This window comes from Pseudoflavitalea sp. G-6-1-2, assembly GCF_012927185.1.
Taxonomy (GTDB): Bacteria; Bacteroidota; Bacteroidia; order Chitinophagales; family Chitinophagaceae; genus Pseudobacter.
In genome coordinates, this window is sequence record NZ_JABBGB010000005.1 from 1 (window position 1) to 1,943 (window position 1,943).

General features: G+C 48.4%; 2 rRNA genes (1 of these 2 running past the window's edge). Both read right to left on the reverse strand.

Annotated features, from left to right (window positions below):
- Positions 1 to 56: 56 nt before the first annotated feature.
- Positions 57 to 168: ribosomal RNA gene (gene rrf / locus HHL16_RS24765) — 5S ribosomal RNA — on the reverse strand.
- Positions 169 to 268: 100 nt separating this feature from the next.
- A 23S ribosomal RNA gene (locus tag HHL16_RS24770) occupies positions 269 to 1,943 on the reverse strand; it runs 1,297 nt beyond the window's last position.

Genomic DNA, 1,943 nt, shown 5'->3' on the forward strand with positions numbered 1-1,943 from the left:
AGGGTATAAAAACAAAAAAGCCTTGCAAAACAGATTGCAAGGCTTTTTCGTAATAAATATGGCAGCTACCTACTCTCCCGCATTGTTGTGCAGTACCATCGGCCATAAGGGGCTTAACTTCTCTGTTCGGTATGGGAAGAGGTGAACACCCTTGGTATAACCACCATAAGTCGTTTGATCAACTTAGGATCATAATAAGGTCATATTGGGAAAGTTGTAAATGAGAGTCACGATGACTAACATTATAATCTTATCGAAAATTGTTAAAAAATTAAAGCTTACGGGCAATTAGTACTACTCGACTTTAGTGTTACCACTTTTACATCTGTAGCCTATCAACGTCATAGTCTCTGACGACCCTTAAAAGAATACTCATCTCGTGGAAGGTTTCACGCTTAGATGCTTTCAGCGTTTATCCTGGCCGGACGTAGCTACTCTGCACTGCACCTGGCGGCACAACAGATACACCAGCGGTCCGTACGACCCGGTCCTCTCGTACTAAGGTCATGTCCACTCAATATTCTAACGCCCATCACAGATAGGGACCGAACTGTCTTGCGACGTTCTGAACCCAGTTCACGTGCCACTTTAATCGGCGAACAGCCGAACCCTTGGGACCTTCTCCAGCCCCAGGATGTGACGAACCGACATCGAGGTGCCAAACCTCCCCGTCGATATGAGCTCTTGGGGGAGATCAGCCTGTTATCCCCGGAGTACCTTTTATCCTTTGAGCGATGGCCCTTCCATGCAGAACCACCGGATCACTTTAGCCGGCTTTCGCCCCTGCTCGACGTGTCTGTCTCACAGTCAAGCTCCCTTATACTAATGCGCTCTGCGTACGATTACCAACCGTACTGAGGGAACCTTTGCAAGCCTCCGTTACTTTTTAGGAGGCGACCACCCCAGTCAAACTACCCACCATGCACTGTTTCCCGTCAGGGATTAGACTCTAAGCAAACAAAGGTTGGTATTTCAACGACCGCTCCACAAATACTAGCGTACCTGCTTCAAAGCGTCCCAACTATGCTACACATTGTTTGCTCAAAATCAATGCAAAGTTGTAGTGAAGGTTCACGGGGTCTTTCCGTCCCGTGACGGGTAACCGGCATCTTCACCGATACTACAATTTCGCCGGGCTCGCGGAGGAGACAGTGTTCAACTCATTAGACCATTCGTGCAGGTCGGAACTTACCCGACAAGGAATTTCGCTACCTTAGGACCGTTATAGTTACGGCCGCCGTTTACTGGGGCTTCAGTCAGAAGCTTTGGCTTGCGCCGAACATCCTTCCTTAACCTTCCAGCACCGGGCAGGTATCAGGCTCTATACGTCATCTTACGATTTTGCAGGGCCCTGTGTTTTTGTTAAACAGTTGGTTGAACCATTTTACTGAGACCACATCACTGTGGTACGCTTTATCCCGAAGTTACAGCGTCAATTTGCCTAGTTCCTTCTCCGCGGCTCACCCGAGCACCTTAGGCTATTCGCCTCGACTACCTGTGTCGGTTTGCGGTACGGGCCGCTCTAGCCATGCCTTAGAGGTTTTTCTCGGCAGTTTGATTAGGACCACTATCTCTTCAGCCGAAGCTTCTGAGTACTATCACGTTCGACATCTCTCCCGGATTTACCTGAGAAAAATATATCTACACGCTTTAACGGGAACTTCCGTTGCCCCGCGGGTCTTTCACTACTGCGTCACCCCATCGAAACTAGAGTGGGTACTGGAATATTAACCAGTTTTCCATCAGCTGCCCCTTTCGGGTTTGCCTAAGGACCCGACTAACCCTGATCCGATTAACGTTGATCAGGAACCCTTAGTCTTACGGTGAAGTAGTTTTTCACTACTTTTATCGCTACTTATGCCTACATTTTCTTTTCTGAACGCTCCAGCATGCGTCGCCACACACCTTCTATGCAGATCAGAATGCTCCCCTACCATATACAC